The organism is Mesorhizobium sp. B2-8-1 (genome assembly GCF_006440955.1).
GTDB lineage: Bacteria > Pseudomonadota > Alphaproteobacteria > Rhizobiales > Rhizobiaceae > Mesorhizobium.
This window is the reverse complement of the sequence record NZ_VFTX01000001.1, coordinates 722,673-743,185: the sequence shown is the minus strand read 5'-3', so window position 1 is coordinate 743,185 and position 20,513 is coordinate 722,673. Positions and strand designations below refer to the sequence as shown.

Genomic DNA, 20,513 nt, shown 5'->3' with positions numbered 1-20,513 from the left:
ACTTATCCGCTTGGCTACCGCCTGATGGCTGTCACCCGCGCTCTTTCAAGAGCCTGCCCTTCTCACGCGACCAGTCGCGCTGCTTTTCCGTCTCGCGCTTGTCGTGCAGCTTCTTGCCGCGACCGACGGCGAGCAGCAGCTTGGCCCGGCCCTGGTCGTTGAAATAGATCTTCAGCGGCACCAGGGTCATGCCTTCGCGGTCGACGCTCTGCGACAGCTTGGCCATCTCGCGCTTGTTGAGCAGCAGTTTGCGGCGCCGGCGCGGCTCGTGGTTGAAGCGGTTGGCCTGCAGATATTCTGGTAGATAGGAGTTGATCAGCCAAATCTCGCCGCCCTCGACCGAGGCATAGCTGTCCTGGATGTTGGCCTGGCCCTGGCGCAGCGACTTGACCTCGGTGCCGGTCAGCACCAGGCCGGCCTCGATCGTGTCGAGCACCTCATAGGAAAATCGCGCCTTGCGGTTTTCCGCAACGGTCTTGTTGTTGGGATCGGCTTTTCTGACTTGATTCATAATGCGGAGAGGTGGCGCCTCATCCCTAATTTATCAAGCCGGCGTGCTTCATCGCCGCGTCGATCTTTTCGGCCGTCGATTGTTCGACCGTGACCAGCGGCGAGCGCAGCACGTTCTCGACCTTGCCGAGCTTTGAAAGCGCATATTTGGCGCCGGACACGCCGGGTTCGATAAAGATCGCCTTGTGCAGCGGCAGCAAGCGATCCTGCAATTCCAGCGCCTTGGCGCTGTCGCCGGACAGCGTCGCCTCCTGGAATTCGGCACAAAGCCGCGGCGCGACGTTGGCCGTCACCGAGATACAGCCGACACCGCCATGCGCGTTGAAGCCGAGCGCGGATGCATCTTCGCCGGAAAGCTGGATGAAATCCTTGCCGCAGGTCATACGCTGCTCGGAAACCCGTTCGACCTTGCCGGTCGCGTCCTTGACGCCGACGATATTCTTGAAGTCGTGCGCCAGCCGGCCCATCGTCTCCGGCATCATGTCGATGACCGACCGCGGCGGGATGTTGTAGATGATGATCGGCAGCTTGGTTGCCCTGGCGACGGCGGCGAAGTGCTCATAGAGGCCGCGCTGCGTCGGCTTGTTGTAGTAGGGAGTGACGACAAGTGCAGCATCGGCGCCTGCCTGTTCGGCATATTGGACCAGGCCGATCGCTTCCGCGGTGTTGTTGGAGCCAGCGCCGGCGACGACCGGAGCGCGGCCCCTGGCCGCCTCGATGCAGACCTTGACCACCTGACGATGCTCGTCATGCGACAGCGTCGGCGACTCGCCGGTGGTGCCAACGGGAACAAGGCCTGTCGTGCCCTCCGCAAGTTGCCAGTCGACAAAGGCGCGAAAGGCTTTCTCGTCGAAACGCCCGCTCTTTTCGAACGGTGTCACGAGCGCGGTCAGCGAGCCTCTCAGCATGTTCGTCCAACTCCTTGGGACTTCTTGTTCACGCATATCGTTATCCCAAAACCGGTAGCCACTTCTGGGCGATATGCATGGGTGTTTTCGTCTCTGGTCTTAATGTCGCGCCTTCTAACCGAAAGCGAGGCGGCGCACCATAGTCTCGACATGGTTGCGCGGCAAGCATTGCCATGCTGCCAGCAAACGCAATTCGAACGGCCTCGATAACCTTTTGTTAACTGGCCCTTCATGACCTAAGTTTACGGTCTGGTCCGGGTCGCGAAGCTTTCGCGCCTGCTGGTGATGTGTAAAGGCTGAACGATGCCGACTAGGCGGCCTCATCTTTTCGCGCTCCTGGGCGCGGTCGTCGCGCTGATGCCGGAGATGGCGATCGGCGGCAGCGTCGACGTGCAGTTGATATCGGCCATTCCGATGCCCGGCATGCAAAGCTCGCAAGATGCGGGTCCACGCGATACGGCCCCCTCTGCCAGCATCGTGCAGTTGAAGAGCGGTCTGGACGCACTGGCGGCGGGCGACATTCCCGGTGCCCGCGCCGCGCGCGATGCCCTTCCCGCCGGTTCGCTCGACCAGCACACCCTTGCCTGGGCAATCGCGCTTTATGGCGGCGACAAGGTGCCGAGCGGCGACATCGCGGCCGCAGCGAAGATGTTGCCCAACTGGCCGGGGACAACCGCGCTGCGCAAGAACAGCGAACGCGCACTCTATCGCGAGAACCCCGCCCCCGACATCGTTGTGCAGGCGTTCGACGGCAGCCAGCCGCAGACATTCGAAGGCGTGATGCTTCTTGCCCGCGCCTATGTGGCCCTGGGCAAGGCAGAGGCGGCGCGTTCGGTGCTGGTGCCGTTCTGGCGCACCGCAATCCTGGAGGCCAAGAACGAGACAGCGCTGATCAAGGAGTTCGGCGGGCTGATCCCGGCCCCCGATCACCGGTTCCGCATGGAGCGCATGTTCTACGCCGACCGGGTCGGCGCGGCGCAGCGCGTCGCCGGCCTGGCGCAAGCGCAGCAACTGGCCACCGCCTGGGCGGCGGCCGACAAGGGCGACAAGAACGCTCCCAAGCTGCTCAAGGCGGTGCCGGCTTCACAGCATTCGGCCGGCTATTTCTTCGCGCAAGCCGAATATCTGCGCAAGCAAGACAATATTGCCGACGCCGCCGCCATCGTGATGAAGGCGCCGACGGATCGCGAAGCGCTGGTCGACCCGGATGCCTGGTGGGTGGAGCGCCGGGTACTGTCGCGCGAGCTGGTCGACAAGGGTGACATGAAGGCCGCCTACAAGATCGTCGCCATGCATGCGGCCGAAAGCACCGCGAACGCCGCCGAAGCCGAATTCCATGCCGGCTGGTACGCGCTGCGCGGCCTGAACGATCCCAGGCTTTCGGCAACCCATTTCGCGCGCATTGCCGACCTTGCGCAGGGGCCGATGACATTGTCGCGCGCCTATTACTGGCTCGGCCGCGCCGCCGAAGTTGGTGGTCCGGGTAACGCAAAGGATTATTTTGCGCGCGCGGCGGCCTACGGCACGACATTCTACGGCCAGCTCGCCGCCGAGCGCATTGGTCGTCCGGCGCTGAACATCGCCTATCCCACGCCGAGCGCCGCCGATCGCCAGAGTTTCGCGGGCCGCGAGGCCGTCGCCGCCATCAAGCGATTGCAGGAGGCGGGCTACGACCGCTATGCCGAGACGCTCTATCGTGACCTTGCAGGACAGTTGACCAGCCCGGGCGAACTGGCGCTGCTGGCCGTGCTGGCGGAAAAGCAGGGCAACCACTTCATGTCGCTCAAGATCGGCAAGATCGCCGGCGCGCGTGGCATCGACGTCGGAGCGCTGTCGCATCCTTTGGGGGTCATCCCCGACAGCGCCGATATTTCCGGTTCGGGCAAGGCGCTGGCCTATGCCATCGCCCGCCAGGAAAGCGAATTCAACATCGGCGCCATATCGAGCGCCGGCGCGCGCGGGCTGCTGCAGCTGATGCCGGCAACCGCCAAGCAACTGGCGAAGAAGGCCGGGCTGCAATTCTCTCAGGCACGCCTGACCACCGATGCCGGCTACAATGCGACGCTGGGCTCAGCCTTCCTCGGCCAGCAGCTCGATCGCTTCAACGGCTCCTATGTGCTGACCTTCGCCGGCTACAATGCCGGCCCCAGCCGCGCTGCCCAATGGGTGGCGAAATACGGCGATCCGCGCGGCAAGGACATCGACGCCGTCGTCGACTGGATCGAACGGATTCCTTACACGGAAACAAGGAGTTATGTGCAGCGCGTGATGGAGAACTACGAGGTGTACAAGATGCGCATTTCCGGCAAGTATGACATTGTGGGAGATCTTGTGAACGGGCGAAGTTGACGGCTTTCGTTTCCTTGCGAGAGGAGTTGGCCTCGCGCGGATCCACTCGCCTTGGCTGAGTGAAGGGCCTCGCCACCTTCGGCCCGCAAGAGGAGAAGTAACTGCTCCATTTGACCATCCCTTCCCTCGCCTGTAGCAGACGGACCATCCGGCGAGAGCAAGGGGCAGCATTCCAATGGCGAGCGAAGGTTTCTCCGATTTCTTCTACGCGGGACCCAATGGGCTGAAGCTCCATGCCCGGATCTATGGCGACGCAAATTCGCGACATTGGCCAGTCGTCTGTCTGCCCGGGCTCACCCGCAATGCACGCGACTTCCACGAACTCGCGCTCTATTTGGCCGGCAAAGCGGGGAGCCCACGCAAGGTCGTCGCCTTTGACTATCGCGGCCGCGGGCAGTCCGATTATGATCCCGATGTCAGCCGCTATAATGTCGGCGTCGAAGCCGGCGACATTCTTGCCGGACTGGCGGCCTTGGGAATCGAGGAAGCCGCCTTCGTCGGCACCTCGCGCGGCGGCCTGATCATTCACGTCCTGGGTGCGCTGCGGCCGGCCATATTGAAAGCGATCGTGCTGAACGATATCGGACCGGTGATCGAGCCGGCCGGCCTTGCCCATATCCAGTCGTATCTCGAACGCAAACCGAAGCCGAAGACCTTCGCCGAAGCAGTGGCAGCCCAGCGCCGCGTTCACGGCCGGGATTTTTCAGCGCTCGCCGATGCGGACTGGGAGCGCATGGTGCTGGCGCTCTACCGCGAAACGGATCAGGGCCTGCTGCCGGATTTCGACCCGAAGCTGGTCGACACGGTTGCAAATCTCGACCTGACGCAGCCGCTGCCGGCGCTGTGGCCGCAATTCGACGCCCTGTCGGCCCTTCCCATGCTCGCCATACGCGGCGCCAATTCGAGTTTGCTGTCGGTGGGCACACAGCGGCAGATGCGGGAGCGCCATCCGGCAATGCAGACGATCACCGTCGAAGGCCAGGGTCACGCCCCTTTTCTCGAAACCGGAACCTTGCCGGGCGACATCGCCGCTTTCCTCGACAGAGCCGAGCGGCTGCCGACTCGCCTTTAAAAACCGTTGCCGGCGAGGCAAACGACAGCAGGGCGACCAAGGTAGGTTCCGAAGCCGGAATAGCATGCCTGAAATAACCCGCAGATCGGGGGATCCACGGAATTGGTTGTCCACAGCGTCTTCAAAGCGTGAACTTATCGGGACTTTGAGGCCTTCTTCATTGCCTTAGCCGTGGTCTTCACGGCTGCCGGCTGGTCTGCCGCACCGCGCGCGGCAGCGCGCGGGGACGGTTCGGGCGCTGCCTTCACGCTGTCGGCGCCGCCAGACCGGGGTACTTCCAGCACGGTGACGCAGCCGTCGAGGTCATTGGTGGCCAGATGCGCATAGCGCATCGTCATCGACAGGGTCTGGTGGCCGAGCCACATCTGCACGCGCCTGATGTCGATACCGCCCTGAACAAGACGCGAGGCGCAGGTATGGCGCAGAATGTGCGGCACCACCTGGTCGTCGGCGGCCAGACCGACTTCGGCCTTCGCATCGTTCCAGATGGCACGGTATTGAGCCTGGCTGAATGTGGTGAACGGGCCTTTCGGCCGACGGCCTTCGCCGGGAGGCAGCTTGATCACTTCCTTGACACGCTCGGTCATCGGAATGGTGCGGCTTCGGCCGGACTTGGTGATCCAGAAGGAGACGCGATGCTCCTGGATGTCGTTCCAGATCAGCCCGAGCGCCTCGCCAAGGCGGCAGCCAGTGTCGACCAGGAAGACGGAAAGCCGGTAGGCATTCTCGCTGCGGCTCCTGATGGCAGCAAACAGCCTGGCCTCCTCGTCCCTTTCAAGGAAACGAATCCGTCCCGACCGCTCCTTCTGGCGGCGGAACTCGGGCAGGCTGTGGATATCTCCCATCTTGTAGGCCTTGCGCAGCAGTTTGCTGAGGGCAGCCATCTTCCGATTGATGGTTGCGTTGCTGTTGCCGCGCTGGCGCAAGGTGCCGATAAGGTTGTCCAGGGTACTCTGGTCAAAGGCGCTGAAACGCTCCCCGAGCAGAATCTCGTCTATCTCGCCGATGAACGAGCTGACATTGTATTTATGTCGCCCATCATCCCACAATATATCTCGATATGCCGAAAAAAGATCTCCAACCCTATGCGATTTTACTTCTCGTATCCTATTGTAGGTGTAGTTAAACTTTGAGTTCTGAGAAGAAAACATCGAAAAATGATCGGAGGGCTCGCCCTCTTGAATCGCTTCGGTCGTCATCATTTGCCACACCCCCGAGTGGGATAGATTCAGCCCTATCCGCTTGGGAGCGTCCTTTCAAGAGATTTGAATCACGCAGTTGTGATTTCATCCGCCATCAGCGGATCCCACGAAACCATCCCACGGACTCTATTCAGCTACCGTTACCCCCTGTTCCTTCTGTTTGCCTTGATCCAGTCACGAAACAAAAACAGCCCGGGCGTTGATGCGCCCGGGCTGGATTTCACCTGTATGGAACCAGCCCTTAGAACGAGCGCTGGAAGCGGAGGATACCGCCGATGCTGCTCTTCTTGTCGGCGCCGGTCCAGTTGGAGAAGTCGGCGTCGTCGAACCTGCCTGCATTGAGGTAGTCGACTTCGGCCGTGACCGTGAAGCCCGGGACGACGTCGTAGGCGATGTTCGCCGCGATGCCCAGGTTCTTCCAATCGTCATACGACACCTGCGCGTTGAACGAGGTCTTCTCGTTGAACTTGTAGGTACCGCCGCCCCAGACAGCCCAGTTGCCGCCCCACTGCTTGTAGAAACCGCGACCATGGGCGTCGACAAAATTGCCGGCGTCGTCGTTGAGGTTGTCATCGGTGCCGTAACCGCCCATGACCCACAGCGACAGTGCGTCGTTGACGTTCACGTCCAAGCGAACCTTGCCGGCAACTTCTTCGTAGTTGCTGTCATAAGCGACGACACCGCTGATGGCGCCCCAGCCCTGCGTCCACTTCAGACCGCCGACGACATGCGGAACGTAGCTGTCGATCGTGCCGACAACGCCCGCGCCTTCTTCGAGCGAGACCACGGCCGAGAAGCCGTTGCCAGCGTCGAAGTAGTACTGGACGACGTTGGTGTCGAAATCGCCGTAAGGAACAAGCGTATCCTGGATCACGTTGCCGGCGTAGCCGACGAACGTATCGAAGGCCGATTCGTCCTTACCAACGCGGAGACCACCGAGCTGGATCCAGGCGAAGTTCAGCGAGACGTCCTTGTTATGGGCGGTGTTGAACGGCTCGATTGCGTTGTCGTTGCCGAAGTTGAAGCGGGTCTCGGTGTAGGTCTTCAAGGTGCCGAGCTCGGTTTCCTGGCCGGTCCAGGTCTTCAGCGTGAAGCGGGCATTTTTGTGCCAGGCATCATTTACCGAGCCGTCCTGGTGGTCCGCAGTCTTCGAACCGTTGAACGTGCCGACGTCGCCGCCGCCGATGTCATAACGGATGTAGCCGCCGATGCGCAGGCAGGTCTCGGTGCCGGGGATGTAGAAGTAGCCAGCGCCGTAGACGTCGCAAATCTTGACGTATTCAGCGGGCTCCGGCTCGGCGACGACGACGGCGTCGGCGGCGCGCGCACCGGAAACTGCGATCAGGGCCGCAGCGGAGCCGAGAAGAAGGCTCTTGATGTTCATTTTCTGACCTCCAGTCAAAAGTTAAAAAACGGGTCTGGGTATTCTTTGCTGAAGGACAGCGTTCCCTGCCCCATCCCCACTACCGAAAAAGATGCGCACCGCGCCGCTCCTTCGAAATCGACATTACCCATGAGCAGACGGGGTTCAACCACGATCGTACCGGCGAAAGGGCTGTGCGGCTGCTATCCCCCAGCGTTGTTGCACAAATGACACGATTTGGCCTCACTCAGAAAGCTCTCATTAACCTTCGGCCCGCCCCAGCCCCTTGTTTACGGGCGAATCCGGCGATCGGCTGACGGAATCATGGCGAGGCCTTGAGCCGCCAGCCAGGGAATCGCCGCAGAACCGCCGCATCGCGGAAGGCCGCAGGCCGGTGCGTTCTTATTTTTCCGTATAATGGCTTCTTTTTCCGAGATATTGGCTGGGGCTTGTTGATTGTGCCGGCGCTTTTCTTTATCCAGCGGCGCAACGGAGAGGTGGCCGAGTGGTCGAAGGCGCTCCCCTGCTAAGGGAGTAGAGGTCAAAAGCTTCTCGTGGGTTCGAATCCCATCCTCTCCGCCATCCTGCTTCGCTCTTCGAGCTTCGCAGGACAAGCCCAGACCAGACCTCAGCGCGAAGCAGGATGCCCTCCGAAGCCTTGGCAAAGGAGGGCCGGTCGTGTGGTATGTATACCTGCTGGAAAGCAAGACTGCCGACGGTGAGCGTTATGTCGGCATCACGTCCGACTTGAAGCGACGGCTTGCCGAGCACAATCACGGAAAATCCAGTCACACATCCAAGTTCCTGCCATGGCAGATCGTCACCTATGTGGCGTTCTCGAATCAAGCCAAGGCGACTTCATTGAGCGTTATCTCAAATCCGGTTCCGGGCACGCCTTCGCCAGCAAACGTCTGTGGTGAATGCCCCTTCCTTGTGAAAAAACCCAGGGATTCCCGGAAAAACGCAGCAATACCAATTGTTTGCTGCAAAAACACGCACCACCAAAACGGTTGTTTCGTTCGATTCTGACTGGAGGTCAGAAAATGAACATCAAGAGCCTTCTTCTCGGCTCCGCTGCGGCCCTGATCGCAGTTTCCGGTGCGCGCGCCGCCGACGCCGTCGTCGTCGCCGAGCCGGAGCCCGCTGAATACGTCAAGATTTGCGACGTCTACGGCGCTGGCTACTTCTACATCCCCGGCACCGAGACCTGCCTGCGCGTCGGCGGCTATGTCCGTTACGACATCGGCGTGGGCGACACCGGCTCGTTCGACGGTGCGAAGGCTGCCGATCACCAGGATGGCGACGACCACAACACCTACTACAAGAACACGCGCTTCACGCTGAAGACCTGGACCGGCCAGGAAACCGAACTCGGCACGTTGAAGACCTACACCGAGACCCGCTTCAACTTCGGCGACGACAATGCCTTCGACGAGCCGATCAACGCCGCCCACAACCGGGACGTCTCGCTGAACTTCGCCTGGATCCAGCTCGGTGGTCTCCGGGTTGGTAAGGACGAATCGGCCTTCGATACGTTCGTCGGCTACGCCGGCAACGTCATCCAGGATACGCTGGTTCCTTACGGCGATTTCGACACCAACGTCGTCCAGTACTACTTCGACGCGGGCAATGGCTTCTCGGCCGTGGTCTCGCTCGAAGAAGGCACCGGTACCGACACGATCGACAGCTATGTTCCGCATGTCGTCGGCGGCGTGAAGTATACGCAGGGTTGGGGCGCCATCACCGGCGTCGTCGCTTATGACAGCAATTACGAGGAAGTCGCCGGCAAGGTTCGCTTGGACGTCAATGTCAGCGACGCACTGTCGCTGTTCATCATGGGCGGCTACGGCACCGATGACAACCTCAACGACGACGCCGGCAATTTTGTCGAAGCCCATGGTCGCGGCTTCTACAAGGCGTGGGGCGGCAACTGGGCAGTCTGGGGCGGCGGCACCTACAAGTTCAACGAGAAGACCTCGTTCAACCTTCAGGTGTCTGCTGACGACTGGAAGAACGTCGGCGTTGCGGCGAACGTTGCTTATGACGTCGTTCCCGGCTTCACCGTCACGGCCGAAGTCGACTACCTCCATGCCGGCCGGTTTGACGATGCTGGCTTCGTCAACCCATCGTTTACGCCTGCCGATAAGAAGAACAGCGTCGGCGGCATGCTCCGCTTCCAGCGCTCGTTCTAACAGCTATCGCTTCGAATATAGAAACCCGGCGGGCAACCGCCGGGTTTTTTCATTGGGAGTTTCGACTGCGCGATTCCGCAGCGGACGATGATTGCTCTGGGATGCATCAGGTGTTTGGATCAGGCGGGCGGCAACGATTGCTCATTGCGCGCAACTTGCACCCGCCTACTGACCGCGCTAGCAAGAAGCCCCTTCCCTCACGCGAGCTTTTGCCATGCGTCTGCGCCCTCCCCTTATGCCGCTCGTTGCAGCGCTTCCGTCGACCGTGCCGTTTGTCGGCCCCGAAGCGCAGGAGCGCGAGCGCGGGCGTGCATTCCGCGCCCGCATCGGCGCCAATGAGAGCAGCTTCGGACCCTCGCCGCGCGTCATCGCCCGGATGGCCGAGATCGCGCGCGACATGTGGATGTATTGCGATCCGGACAATCACGACCTGAAGGTGGCCGCGGCAGCGCATCATAATCTCAAGGTCGAGAACGTCGTGGTCGGCGAAGGCATCGATGGCCTGCTTGGTCTGGTGGCGCGCATGTATGTTGCGCCTGGCGATGCGGTGGTCACCTCGCTCGGCGCCTATCCCACCTTCAACTTCCACATTGCCGGTGTCGGCGGAAGGCTTGTCACCGTGCCCTATGCGAACGACCACGAGGATTTGGAAGGGCTGCTGGCTGCGGCCGCCAGGGAGAAAGCGCCGCTGGTCTATCTGTCCAATCCGGACAACCCCATGGGGAGCTGGTGGGAAGCGGCCGAGCTGACGCGCTTCATCGAAGCGCTGCCGGAAACCACCATGCTCGTGCTCGATGAAGCCTATGGAGAATTGGGGCCGGCCTCCGCACTGCCGCCCATCGACGTCTCGCGGCCGAACGTCATCCGCATGCGCACCTTTTCGAAAGCTTACGGGCTTGCCGGCATACGCTGCGGCTATGCGGTCGCCGAGGCCCAGGTGATCAGCGATTTCGAGAAGATCCGCAACCACTACGGCGTCAGCCGCATGGCGCAGGTGGCGGGCGTCGAGGCGCTCGCCGACCAGGATTATCTGGATTCAGTGGTGGCGCGGGTGGCGGCAGGGCGCCGGCGCATCGCGCAGATAGCCGAACAGAACGGGCTGACGCCGCTGCCGTCGGCGACCAATTTCGTTACCATCGATTGCGGCCGCGACGGCGCTTTCGCGCTGAAGATCCTGCAAGGCCTGTTGTCGCGCGACGTCTTCATCCGCAAGCCGATGCCGCCGGGGCTCGATCGTTGCATCCGCGTCAGCGTCGGACTGGACCACGAGCTCGACATTTTTGCCGAGGAACTGCCCGGCGCACTGGCCGCCGCCCGTGGAAACTGAACGAGTGTTGCCATCGCGGCGACACTTGCCGGCCCGTCAGAGCTCGAGTTCCCAGTTCTGGCCGGTCAGTTCCTTGTCGAAACTGTGATGGCGCTCCTGTGAAACCAGTCTGAATCCGGCGCGCTCATAAATCGCGCGGGCGGCGACCAGAATGTCATTCGTCCACAGAACGAGCTTGATGTAGCCGCAGGCACGCGCCTGGTTCACGCATTCCGCGACCAGCCGTTTGCCGATACCCAAACCGCGCGCCGCCGCCTCGACATGCAGCAGCCGCAGCTTCGCGACCTCGTCGTCCTGGTGAACCAGAAACACCGCGCCGAGCGGCAGGCCGGCGCGTTCGGCGATCCAGCAGAAATCGCGCCCTGGCTTGAAATTGCGGATGAAGTCGGCCCCGATTTCGGCGACCAAGGCTTCGAACTCGATGTTCCAGCCATATTCCTCGGCGTAGAGCTGGGCCTGACGCTGCACCACCCAGCCAATGTCACCGACGCGATGCGGACGCAACGTCACCGCCGGGGCGGCCGCCTCGCCTTCAGCCGCCGGATCGCCCAGCAGCTCCGCCGCCTTGCGCAAGGCGTCGCCGAGTTCGGCCAAGCGGTGGTCGGGCAGGTTCTCGATGAGCCGTGAGGTGTCGCGGTCCGCCGCGGCCTGCAGACCGGCAAGGGCGGCCTGCCCCCTTGCCGTCAGCGACAGGATACGCCTTCGCCGGTCGACCGGATCGGTCCGGGTCTCGGTCAGGCCTTCTCCGGCGAATTTTCGCAGGATGCGCGTCAGATAGGCGGGGTCGAGACGCAGCTGCCTGGCGATGTCGGAAGCGGCCGGGCCGATATCGATGTCGAATGCTTCCGAAAGGAAGCCGCGCTCGCCGGCGATTTCCGCCGCTGCCGGGCGATCCCGGTGGCCAAGCTCGAACAGAACACGCGCCTCGGTGAGCGTGAACGGGCTCTGCGTCAAGGTCTCGTCGAGAAGACCGACAGTGCGGGTGTAAAAACGGTTGAAGTGCCTGATATCGGCCACCAAAGCACTGCGTTGGTCCAGCATCTGCGTTCAGCCCTGGATTATGATCGTCGCAGTGTGAGAAATTTAGTGGACTGAGTCAATTAAATTCGAGTTCGACTCGGGCCCCCTCCATCCTCGTTTCGACCGGCCTGTTGCATTCCCCGTCGCCTGCGCCAGATTCCAGCAGACGAGCCTCGGGAGAGACGCAATGGCTGACGATCGCAAGGCAGTGCGTGTGCGGGCCCACGGCAAGGTGCAAGGCGTCGGCTACAGGATCTGGGTCCGAAGCCAGGCCGCCAGCCTTGGGCTTACGGGCTGGGTGCGCAATGAAGCGGATGGCTCGGTGACCGCCGAGATTGCCGGCACAGGCGAAGCCGTCTCGACCATGATCGGCCGGCTTTGGAAAGGACCGCCGGGAGCGTCCGTTTCCGGGATTGACGTCGAGGATGCGGTATCCAGCAATCCTGTTACCGGCTTCCGGATCGATGCCTGATGCGGCTTCGGCATACCTCTTGAATTAATTGAACGTTCGTTTTATTAATTCGCAACAAGGGAGGCTCTTTTGGCGCGCACGACAGGATCCGATGGCGGGAAGACCGAGGCGGCAGCCCGCGAGGCGGCGGTCAACCTGATCGCACAGCTCGGCTATGAGGCGATGTCGATGCGCCAGCTGGCGGCCGAAGTCGGCGTGCAGGCGGCCGCGCTCTATCGCTATTTCCCGACCAAGGAGGATTTGCTGTTCACGCTGATGCGCGAGCATATGGAGGAGCTGATCGCAGCCTGGAACGCCGCACGGCCAGCCGATGCCGATCCGGCAAGCCGGCTTTCGGCCTATGTCGAGAACCACATCGCCTTCCACATCGCCCGCCGCCATGCGACGCATGTTTCGAACATGGAGCTGCGCAGCCTGTCGCCCGAAAGACTGACGCAGATACTGCGGATGCGCACGGCCTATGAGAAGGAACTGCGCACCATTCTGCGTGACGGCGCCGAGGCAGGCGTGTTCGTCGTCGAAGATACCGGCCTCACCGCCATGGCGCTGATCCAGATGATGACCGGTGTCATCGTCTGGTTCCGGCCGGGCGAGCGGCTGTCGATCGCAGAAGTCACGGCGACATATCTTTCGATGACGATGCGGCTCGTCGGCGCGAGGATCGACACGTACAGCGCCGCACGTCCGTTTGGACGCGCAAACGACGCCGTGGGATTTTAGTTTCGCGCATGATCCTTTCCGAAAATCCAAGTCGATTTTCGGGGGTCATGCGGCAGGAGGAACCGGATGTACACGAACACGCTCAGCTTCGGGCATGACGAGGATATCGAGGCATTGCGCGAGCTGGTGCGGCGCTTCGCCCAGGACAGGATCGCGCCGATCGCGGCGGAAATCGACCGCTCGAACGAATTCCCGGCGCATCTGTGGGCGGAACTCGGCAATCTCGGCCTCCTCGGCATCACCGCCGATCCGGAGTTCGGCGGCGGCGGCATGGGTTACCTCGCCCACGTGATCGCGGTCGAGGAGATCTCAAGGGCCTCGGCCTCGGTCGGCCTGTCCTACGGCGCCCACTCCAATCTCTGCGTCAACCAGATCAACCGCTGGGCAACGCCGGCGCAGAAGGAGAAATTCCTGCCGCCGCTTTGCTCGGGCGAGCGCGTCGGCGCGCTAGCCATGTCGGAGCCCGGCGCCGGCTCCGACGTCGTCTCGCTCAAGCTGCGCGCCGAAAAGCGCAACGACCGGTACGTGCTCAACGGCACCAAGATGTGGATCACCAACGGCCCGGACGCCGAGACGCTGGTGGTCTATGCCAAGACCGATCCGGAGCGCCATGCCCGCGGTATCACCGCCTTCATCGTCGAAAAGGCCTTTGCCGGATTTTCGGTCGCGCAAAAGCTCGACAAGCTCGGCATGCGCGGCTCCAACACCGGCGAACTGGTTTTCGATAATGTGGAGGTGCCGTTCGACAACGTGCTGCACGAGGAAGGGTGTGGCGTCGAGGTGCTGATGTCTGGTCTCGACTATGAGCGCACGGTGCTGGCCGGTGGCCCGATCGGCCTGATGGCCGCGTGTCTCGACGTCGCGGTGCCCTATGTGCATGAGCGCAAGCAGTTCGGCCAGGCGATCGGGGAATTCCAGTTGGTGCAAGGCAAGCTCGCCGACATGTACACGACGATGAACGCCGCGCGCGCCTATGTCTACGCGGTCGCCGCCGCCTGCGACCGCGGCCAGACCACCCGCAAAGACGCCGCAGGCTGCATTCTGTTTGCCGCCGAAAAAGCAACGCAGATGACGCTTGACGCACTCCAGCTTCTGGGTGGCAACGGATACATCAACGACTATCCGACCGGCCGGCTGCTACGCGACGCCAAGCTCTACGAAATCGGTGCCGGCACCAGCGAAATCCGGCGATGGCTGATCGGCCGCGAGATCATGGCGGAGGGGGTATAGCATGGCCGTCCTCCGGACCCAGATCTCCCCTTCCTCCGATACCTTCCACACCAATGCCGAACGCATGCGGGCGCTGGTCGGCGATATCGCCGAAAAGGCCGCGAGCGTCGAGCGCGGTGGCTCGGAAGAGGCGCGCGAGCGACACGTCGCGCGCGGCAAGCTGCTGCCGCGCGAGCGGCTGGCGCAATTGCTCGACACCGGGTCGCCCTTTCTTGAGATCGGCCAGTTCGCCGCATGGTCGATGTATGGCGAGGACATTCCCTCCGCCGGCATCATCGCCGGTATCGGGCGCGTCGAAGGCACGGAAGTGATGGTCGTCGTCAATGACGCCACGGTGAAGGGCGGCACCTATTACCCGCTGACGGTGAAGAAGCATCTGCGCGCGCAGGAGATCGCGCTGCAGAACAATCTGCCTTGCGTCTACCTGGTCGACAGCGGCGGCGCCAACCTGCCCAACCAGGACGAGGTGTTTCCCGACCGCGAGCATTTCGGGCGCATATTCTACAACCAGGCCAACATGTCCGCCTCAGGCATCCCGCAGATCGCCTGCGTCATGGGTTCGTGCACGGCGGGCGGCGCCTATGTGCCGGCAATGTCGGACGAGACGATCATGGTGCGCAACCAGGCGACCATCTTCCTCGGCGGTCCCCCGCTGGTGAAGGCCGCCACCGGCGAGGACGTCAGCGCCGAGGATCTCGGCGGCGCCGACGTCCATACACGGCTCTCCGGCGTCGCCGATCACTACGCGCTCGACGACGAGCATGCGCTGGCCATCTGCCGGCGCATCATCAAGAACCTCAATCGGAACAAGACCGTAAGCCTTGCCGTCCAGAAACCGATTCCGCCGCTTCATCCGGCAGATGAGATCTACGGCATCGTGCCGACGGATCTGCGCCAGCCCTATGACGTGCGCGAGGTGATCGCGCGCCTCGTCGACGGTTCGGAGTTCGATGAGTTCAAGCAGAATTACGGCACCACGCTCGTCACCGGCTTTGCCCATCTCCACGGCATGCCGGTCGGCATCATCGCCAACAATGGCGTGCTGTTTTCCGAAAGCGCGCTGAAGGGCGCGCATTTCATCGAACTGTGCTGCCAACGCAAGATTCCACTGGTGTTCCTGCAGAACATCACCGGCTTCATGGTGGGGCGCAAATATGAGGCAGGCGGCATCGCCAAGGACGGCGCCAAGCTGGTGATGGCAGTCGCCACCGCCCGCGTGCCCAAGGTCACCGTGATCATCGGCGGCTCGTTCGGCGCCGGCAACTACGGCATGTGCGGGCGCGCCTACTCGCCCCGCTTCCTGTGGATGTGGCCGAACGCCCGCATTTCGGTGATGGGCGGCGAGCAGGCGGCGACGGTGCTGGCCATGGTCAAGCGCGAGGGTATCGAGCGCAAGGGCGGCGAATGGAGCGCTGAGGAAGAAGCGAAGTTCAGGAAGCCGATCCTGATGAAATACGAGCATGAAGGCCACCCGCTCTATTCCTCCGCAAGGCTATGGGACGACGGCATCATCGATCCGGCCAAGACGCGCGAGGTGCTGGCGCTCAGCCTCTCGGCCGCGCTCAACGCGGAGATCGAGGAAACGCGCTTCGGCGTGTTCAGGATGTGAAATGGGCGAGGTGCAGGACAGGATCCGCATTAACGTCGGCGACATCACCAAGTTGGATGTCGACGCCATTGTCAACGCGGCCAATTCCTCGCTGCTCGGCGGCGGCGGGGTCGACGGCGCCATTCACCGGGCGGCGGGGCCGGAACTCCTCGCCGAATGCCGCACGCTCAACGGCTGCAAGACCGGCGATGCAAAGTTGACCAAGGGCTATCGGCTGCCGGCCCGCTACGTCATCCATACGGTCGGTCCAGTCTGGCAGGGCGGCGGCAAGGGCGAGGCGGAGTTGCTCGCCTCCTGCTATCGGCGTTCGCTCGAAATCGCCGCCGAGAAGGAATGCCGCTCGGTCGCCTTTCCGGCGATCTCGACGGGCATCTACCGCTATCCGAGGGATGAGGCGGCAGCAATTGCAGTCGGCGCCGTAAATAGCTTCTTGAGCGGAAATACGACGCCGCAGACCGTCATCTTCTGCTGCTTCGACGAACAAATGGCCGAACTATACCGTGAGGCCGTTGCTTCCTCGAGGCGAACGCAGTCTACGGAGGTTTCATGTTCACAAAGATCCTGATCGCCAACCGAGGCGAGATCGCATGCCGGGTGATCCGCACGGCGCGCAGGATGGGGGTGCGCACGGTTGCCGTCTATTCCGATGCCGATGCGAAATCCCTGCATGTCGAGATGGCCGACGAGGCGGTACATATCGGTGCCTCGCCTGTCAGCGACAGCTATCTGCGCGGCGACAAGATCGTCGCGGCCGCCTTGGCGACAGGCTCGCAAGCCGTTCATCCCGGCTATGGCTTCCTGTCGGAAAATCCTGATTTCGTCGACCAGGTGGCGGCCGCGGGGCTCACCTTCATCGGCCCGTCGGCGGCCTCTATCCGCGCCATGGGGCTGAAGGATGCCGCCAAACGGCTGATGGAAAAGGCCGGCGTGCCCGTCGTGCCGGGCTACCATGGCGAGGCACAGGAGATCGTGGTCCTGGCCTCCAAGGCACGCGAAATCGGCTACCCCGTGCTGATCAAGGCGCGGGCCGGCGGCGGTGGCAAGGGCATGCGCCGGATCGAGCACCCCGACGAGTTTTCCGAAGCGCTGTCGAGCGCACGACGCGAGGCGAAATCCGCTTTTGGCGACGACCGTGTACTGGTGGAAAAATATATCGACAAACCGCGCCACATCGAGGTGCAGGTTTTCGGCGACAATTTCGGCAATGCCGTCCATCTGTTCGAACGCGACTGCTCGGTGCAGCGACGCCATCAGAAGGTTATCGAGGAAGCCCCCGCCCCCGGCATGACGGAGGCGTTACGCAAGGCGATGACCGAGGCGGCGGTGAAGGCCGCCAAGGCGATCAGCTACTGCGGTGCCGGCACCATCGAATTCATCGTCGATGCCTCGCAAGGCCTGACGCCTGACCGCTTCTGGTTCATGGAGATGAACACGAGGTTGCAGGTCGAGCACCCGGTCACCGAGATGGTCACCGGCACTGATCTGGTAGAATGGCAGTTGCGGGTCGCATCCGGCGAGAAGCTGCCGAAAACGCAAGGCGAGATAAAGCTAGCCGGCCACGCCTTCGAGGCGCGCCTCTATGCCGAGGATGCCGCAAGGGAGTTTCTGCCTGCGACCGGCACGCTGCATCATCTGAAATTTCCCGACATGGTTCCCCAAGGGGCCGCCATGCGTGTCGAAACCGGGGTGCGGGCCGGCGACGCCATTTCTCCCTATTATGATCCGATGATCGCCAAGCTGGTGGTGCATGGCGGGGACAGGCCGGCTGCGCTGGAGGCACTCGGCGCGGCGCTTGCGCGAACCGAAGTCGCCGGTTCGATCGTCAATACCGCCTTCCTCGCCGCGCTGGTGACCGATCCGGACTTTTCGGCGGGCGACGTCGATACCGGCCTGATAGGCCGCCACCAGCAGGCGCTGACCGAGATTGCGCCGCCGAGCGGCGAAACGGTCGCGGCCGCGGCCATAGCGGCCTCCGGGGCGGGCGCGCTGCCGGCATCGGATGATCCATGGTCGTCACTTGCCGGCTACACGCATTTCCATGGCATGGCACGACAGATCCGGCTGAAGTTTGGCGAGGACGATATTCTGGCAAGGGTTTCGGTACGACCAGACCGGCGTTCCCAGGTGACGCTCCATGCACCCTATGACAGCGCCAATTCGCATGACCTTCGCGCCGTTCCTCGCCTCGCCCGCTGGCCAGGCCACATCACGATATTCGAAGGCGCGGCCGGCTATACGTTCGCGGTGCCGGACCCGTTGGCCAGAGGCGATGATGCGGCGGCGGCGTCAGGCAGTTTGCGCGCGCCGATGCCGGGACTGGTCAAGCTTGTGCGGGCGACAAAGGGCGATACGGTGATGAAGGGGCAACCGCTGCTTATTCTCGAGGCGATGAAGATGGAGCACACCATCGCCGCGCCGCATGATGGCGTGATCGCCGAGATCGCCACCGAGGGCGCGCAGGTTACCGACGGCACTGTGCTGGTGCGGTTCGAGGATATGCAAGGCTGACAGCCTCGCTGCCGGATGCCAAGCGTCCCTGTCCTGCCGGACAGAGAGAGGCGCCGTAGAATGTCGACCGCCGTTATATGTCCATGGCAAGACACACAGGCAGAAATGAAATGGCCGGGACGAGCCCGGCCATTTCATCGATATAGGCAGCGATTACGGCTGGATCGGCGCATACTTGCCGTCGTGCCACTGGTTGATGTCGTAGCTGGCGTTCTTGAGGTCGCCCTTCTCGTCGAAGGTGACATTGCCGACAACCGTGCTGATTGGCTGCCCGTTCTTCAGCGCCTCGGCGACCTTGGCCGGATCATCGCTGCCGGCACGCTTGATGCCTTCCGCAAAGGCCTGGATCGTGGCGTAGGAGAATAGCGTGAAGCCTTCCGGCACGAAACCGCCGGCTTTGATCTTCTCGACGGCTGCCTTGGCTTCCGGCTTTGCCTGAGGATCCGACGGGAAGACGAACATGGTCCCTTCGCCGGCCGGGCCGGCAACCTGCCAGAATTCCGGCGAGGCTATCGAATCCGGCATGATCAGCTGGAACTTGATGCCCTGTTCCGCCGACTGGCGCAGGATCAGGCCAGCCTCCGGGTGGTAACCGCCGAAATAGACAACGTCGGCCTTGAGGTCCTTGAGCTTGGTGACGAGCGCCGAATAGTCCTTTTCGCCGGCATTGATGCCTTCATAGTCCACTTCCTTCAGGCCGCCGGCATTCATCGTGGCCTTGACCGCATCGGCAACGCCCTGACCGTAGGCACTCTTGTCATGCAGGATGACGACGTTCTTGCCGGCATACTTCTTCGCGATCCAGGGGCCGATGAAGGCACCCTGCGCATCGTCACGCGTATAGAGGCGCATGATCGTCGGCCAGCCGGCCTTCGCTGCGGCGTCGGTCAGCACCGGGTTCGAGGAGGCCGGGCTCATCATCAGGGCACCGGCTTCGGCATAGACGGCGGAAGCCGGAATGCTCGAACCCGAGCAAGCGTGGCCGTCGATGAACTTGACGCCATTGGCGACGATACGGTTGGCGACCGAAACCGCCTGCTTCGGGTCGCACTGGTCATCCTCGATATCGAGCTTGATCTGGCGACCGTCGACACCGCCGGCGGCATTGATCGCGTCGGCGGCAGCCTGCGCGCCCTGCTTGAACTGATCGCCAATGGTGGCGAGCTGTCCGGTCATCGGACCGACCACCGAAAAGGTGATGTCGTCGGCATAGGCGACCGGCGCGCTCATCATCAGGCCGAAGATGGCCGCGTTCAAAATACTTAATTTTTTCATTGCGGTATGACTCCTCCACTCACGCGCGGCCGCCCCGGCCACGCTTCTTCCAGAGAGGCCGGACAATTTCATCCTTCGTGTGGCCTGTCTAGGCGCATTGGCGGCGCTCGATTAGGCCTGCGGAGCATCTCTGGAGCAAAAAGGCAAAAGCCGCGCCGGCCTTGTTCCGGCCGGTCGCGGCTTTGCCTGTCGAGCTGTTTCTCAAGCGCCCCCGCACTCGAACCCAACTCGCCTTCCCTGTCTTCCTGCTGGCCCTGATCTTTCCGAAAACCGGATCATGGCCGCCGCGCCGCTGGCCCTGTCGGGCGTGCCGCGTTCTTGGTTTTGTCGCGTGGCCGTCTTACCGCGGCCTTGTCCTTGCCTGGCGGACCAGAAGGCCGCCCTGCCTTATCTCTAAATTCAGTGCATCGTCATCCATTCGCGGGCTTCGCGCAGCGCCTTGGCGATCTCGACCTTCGACATCGCAGCCGACAGTTCCGAACGCAATTCCGCAGCGCGGGCCGAACCCTTGATCGCGGCGATGTTGAACCATTTGTGGGCGGCGACGACATCGGTCTCGCAATCGCGGCCCGTCGCATACATCATCCCCAGTTCGAAAAGAATGTCGGCCTGGGCAGTTGCCCCCATGGCGCCGAAGCCTGCTTCAAGCATTTCAAAACGTGCCATTTTCAATCCTCTCTTCCGGCCCTGTCTGGCTCCCGAGAGCTGCCTCCGTTTGTCTGCCCGGGCTGCTCTTTCGATGCTTTCGAGAATGCC

17 protein-coding genes, 1 tRNA gene and 1 pseudogene are annotated in these 20,513 nt (G+C 62.5%); 12 read left to right on the top strand and 7 right to left on the bottom strand.

The window, feature by feature from the left end:
• Positions 1 to 31: 31 nt before the first annotated feature.
• Entirely contained in the window at positions 32 to 511 is a 480-nt protein-coding gene (gene smpB / locus FJ428_RS03530; protein WP_006202221.1) for an SsrA-binding protein SmpB, read from the bottom strand.
• Positions 512 to 536: 25 nt separating this feature from the next.
• On the bottom strand, positions 537 to 1,418 hold the full coding sequence (gene dapA / locus FJ428_RS03525; RefSeq protein ID WP_140494617.1) for a 4-hydroxy-tetrahydrodipicolinate synthase: 882 nt from the start codon (positions 1,416 to 1,418) through the stop codon (positions 537 to 539).
• 303 nt (positions 1,419 to 1,721) lie between these two features.
• Here dapA and FJ428_RS03520 point away from each other — a divergent pair, with 303 nt between their 5' ends.
• Together FJ428_RS03520 and FJ428_RS03515 are read left to right on the top strand one after the other, a co-directional pair.
• Positions 1,722 to 3,767 (top strand): lytic transglycosylase domain-containing protein, encoded by a 2,046-nt coding sequence (locus tag FJ428_RS03520; protein WP_140878942.1) that lies wholly within the window; start codon positions 1,722 to 1,724, stop codon positions 3,765 to 3,767.
• A 175-nt stretch (positions 3,768 to 3,942) separates the two neighbouring features.
• Positions 3,943 to 4,839: an alpha/beta hydrolase gene (locus tag FJ428_RS03515; RefSeq protein WP_140494621.1), complete on the top strand. Its 897-nt coding sequence runs from the start codon at positions 3,943 to 3,945 to the stop codon at positions 4,837 to 4,839.
• Positions 4,840 to 4,973: 134 nt separating this feature from the next.
• Here the strand turns inward: FJ428_RS03515 and FJ428_RS03510 are convergent, their stop codons facing one another.
• Both FJ428_RS03510 and FJ428_RS03505 read right to left on the bottom strand, forming a co-directional pair.
• Positions 4,974 to 6,041 carry a site-specific integrase gene (locus FJ428_RS03510; RefSeq protein ID WP_140517794.1) on the bottom strand — a complete coding sequence of 356 codons (1,068 nt, stop codon included), beginning with the start codon at positions 6,039 to 6,041 and terminating at the stop codon, positions 4,974 to 4,976.
• 241 nt (positions 6,042 to 6,282) lie between these two features.
• The gene (locus FJ428_RS03505; protein WP_140494624.1) at positions 6,283 to 7,425 is read right to left on the bottom strand and encodes a porin; all 1,143 of its coding nucleotides are present in this window, start codon (positions 7,423 to 7,425) and stop codon (positions 6,283 to 6,285) included.
• Between the two features lie 470 nt (positions 7,426 to 7,895).
• Here FJ428_RS03505 and FJ428_RS03500 point away from each other — a divergent pair.
• From FJ428_RS03500 to FJ428_RS03485, 4 genes and pseudogenes are all read left to right on the top strand, one after another.
• Positions 7,896 to 7,986: transfer RNA gene (locus FJ428_RS03500), tRNA-Ser, on the top strand.
• Between the two features lie 96 nt (positions 7,987 to 8,082).
• Positions 8,083 to 8,324, top strand: a pseudogene (locus FJ428_RS03495) (GIY-YIG nuclease family protein).
• 123 nt (positions 8,325 to 8,447) lie between these two features.
• A complete protein-coding gene (locus FJ428_RS03490; protein ID WP_140520696.1) occupies positions 8,448 to 9,596 on the top strand; it encodes a porin in 1,149 nt (382 codons plus the stop codon).
• Positions 9,597 to 9,810: 214 nt separating this feature from the next.
• On the top strand, positions 9,811 to 10,923 hold the full coding sequence (locus FJ428_RS03485; RefSeq protein ID WP_140878941.1) for a pyridoxal phosphate-dependent aminotransferase: 1,113 nt from the start codon (positions 9,811 to 9,813) through the stop codon (positions 10,921 to 10,923).
• Between the two features lie 36 nt (positions 10,924 to 10,959).
• On the opposite strand, the gene FJ428_RS03480 is transcribed toward FJ428_RS03485, so the two are convergent.
• Positions 10,960 to 11,964: a bifunctional helix-turn-helix transcriptional regulator/GNAT family N-acetyltransferase gene (locus tag FJ428_RS03480; RefSeq protein WP_140878940.1), complete on the bottom strand. Its 1,005-nt coding sequence runs from the start codon at positions 11,962 to 11,964 to the stop codon at positions 10,960 to 10,962.
• Between the two features lie 166 nt (positions 11,965 to 12,130).
• Here FJ428_RS03480 and FJ428_RS03475 point away from each other — a divergent pair, with 166 nt between their 5' ends.
• The 6 genes from FJ428_RS03475 to FJ428_RS03450 all read left to right on the top strand — a co-directional run bounded on the left by FJ428_RS03475 (position 12,131) and on the right by FJ428_RS03450 (position 18,482).
• Positions 12,131 to 12,415, top strand: a complete 285-nt coding sequence (locus FJ428_RS03475) for an acylphosphatase (RefSeq protein WP_140517994.1) — start codon at positions 12,131 to 12,133, stop codon at positions 12,413 to 12,415.
• Positions 12,416 to 12,484: 69 nt separating this feature from the next.
• Complete coding sequence (locus FJ428_RS03470; RefSeq protein ID WP_140559450.1) at positions 12,485 to 13,135, top strand: TetR/AcrR family transcriptional regulator; 651 nt, start codon at positions 12,485 to 12,487, stop codon at positions 13,133 to 13,135.
• 66 nt (positions 13,136 to 13,201) lie between these two features.
• Positions 13,202 to 14,365, top strand: a complete 1,164-nt coding sequence (locus FJ428_RS03465; RefSeq protein WP_140559449.1) for an isovaleryl-CoA dehydrogenase — start codon at positions 13,202 to 13,204, stop codon at positions 14,363 to 14,365.
• Between the two features lies 1 nt (position 14,366).
• On the top strand, positions 14,367 to 15,974 hold the full coding sequence (locus FJ428_RS03460; protein WP_140517991.1) for a carboxyl transferase domain-containing protein: 1,608 nt from the start codon (positions 14,367 to 14,369) through the stop codon (positions 15,972 to 15,974).
• A 1-nt stretch (position 15,975) separates the two neighbouring features.
• A complete protein-coding gene (locus FJ428_RS03455; RefSeq protein ID WP_140517990.1) occupies positions 15,976 to 16,539 on the top strand; it encodes an O-acetyl-ADP-ribose deacetylase in 564 nt (187 codons plus the stop codon).
• Positions 16,521 to 18,482 (top strand): acetyl/propionyl/methylcrotonyl-CoA carboxylase subunit alpha, encoded by a 1,962-nt coding sequence (locus FJ428_RS03450; protein WP_140559448.1) that lies wholly within the window; start codon positions 16,521 to 16,523, stop codon positions 18,480 to 18,482. The genes FJ428_RS03455 and FJ428_RS03450 overlap by 19 nt, the downstream gene beginning before the upstream one ends.
• Positions 18,483 to 18,635: 153 nt before the next feature.
• On the opposite strand, the gene FJ428_RS03445 is transcribed toward FJ428_RS03450, so the two are convergent.
• Together FJ428_RS03445 and FJ428_RS03440 are read right to left on the bottom strand one after the other, a co-directional pair.
• Positions 18,636 to 19,757 carry a branched-chain amino acid ABC transporter substrate-binding protein gene (locus FJ428_RS03445; protein WP_140494645.1) on the bottom strand — a complete coding sequence of 374 codons (1,122 nt, stop codon included), beginning with the start codon at positions 19,755 to 19,757 and terminating at the stop codon, positions 18,636 to 18,638.
• A gap of 399 nt (positions 19,758 to 20,156) precedes the next feature.
• Entirely contained in the window at positions 20,157 to 20,423 is a 267-nt protein-coding gene (locus FJ428_RS03440) for a sel1 repeat family protein (RefSeq protein ID WP_010915070.1), read from the bottom strand.
• Between the last annotated feature and the right edge of the window lie 90 nt (positions 20,424 to 20,513).

Excerpts from the sequence above, each read along its gene's own strand:
- smpB (WP_006202221.1), bottom strand. The coding sequence starts at position 511 with ATGAATCAAGTCAGAAAAGCCGATCCCAACAACAAGACCGTTGCGGAA.
- dapA (WP_140494617.1), bottom strand. The coding sequence starts at position 1,418 with ATGCTGAGAGGCTCGCTGACCGCGCTCGTGACACCGTTCGAAAAGAGC.
- FJ428_RS03520 (WP_140878942.1), top strand. The coding sequence starts at position 1,722 with ATGCCGACTAGGCGGCCTCATCTTTTCGCGCTCCTGGGCGCGGTCGTC.
- FJ428_RS03515 (WP_140494621.1), top strand. The coding sequence starts at position 3,943 with ATGGCGAGCGAAGGTTTCTCCGATTTCTTCTACGCGGGACCCAATGGG.
- FJ428_RS03510 (WP_140517794.1), bottom strand. The coding sequence starts at position 6,041 with ATGATGACGACCGAAGCGATTCAAGAGGGCGAGCCCTCCGATCATTTT.
- FJ428_RS03505 (WP_140494624.1), bottom strand. The coding sequence starts at position 7,425 with ATGAACATCAAGAGCCTTCTTCTCGGCTCCGCTGCGGCCCTGATCGCA.
- FJ428_RS03490 (WP_140520696.1), top strand. The coding sequence starts at position 8,448 with ATGAACATCAAGAGCCTTCTTCTCGGCTCCGCTGCGGCCCTGATCGCA.
- FJ428_RS03485 (WP_140878941.1), top strand. The coding sequence starts at position 9,811 with ATGCGTCTGCGCCCTCCCCTTATGCCGCTCGTTGCAGCGCTTCCGTCG.
- FJ428_RS03480 (WP_140878940.1), bottom strand. The coding sequence starts at position 11,964 with ATGCTGGACCAACGCAGTGCTTTGGTGGCCGATATCAGGCACTTCAAC.
- FJ428_RS03475 (WP_140517994.1), top strand. The coding sequence starts at position 12,131 with ATGGCTGACGATCGCAAGGCAGTGCGTGTGCGGGCCCACGGCAAGGTG.
- FJ428_RS03465 (WP_140559449.1), top strand. The coding sequence starts at position 13,202 with ATGTACACGAACACGCTCAGCTTCGGGCATGACGAGGATATCGAGGCA.
- FJ428_RS03460 (WP_140517991.1), top strand. The coding sequence starts at position 14,367 with ATGGCCGTCCTCCGGACCCAGATCTCCCCTTCCTCCGATACCTTCCAC.
- FJ428_RS03455 (WP_140517990.1), top strand. The coding sequence starts at position 15,976 with ATGGGCGAGGTGCAGGACAGGATCCGCATTAACGTCGGCGACATCACC.
- FJ428_RS03450 (WP_140559448.1), top strand. The coding sequence starts at position 16,521 with ATGTTCACAAAGATCCTGATCGCCAACCGAGGCGAGATCGCATGCCGG.
- FJ428_RS03445 (WP_140494645.1), bottom strand. The coding sequence starts at position 19,757 with ATGAAAAAATTAAGTATTTTGAACGCGGCCATCTTCGGCCTGATGATG.
- FJ428_RS03440 (WP_010915070.1), bottom strand. The coding sequence starts at position 20,423 with ATGGCACGTTTTGAAATGCTTGAAGCAGGCTTCGGCGCCATGGGGGCA.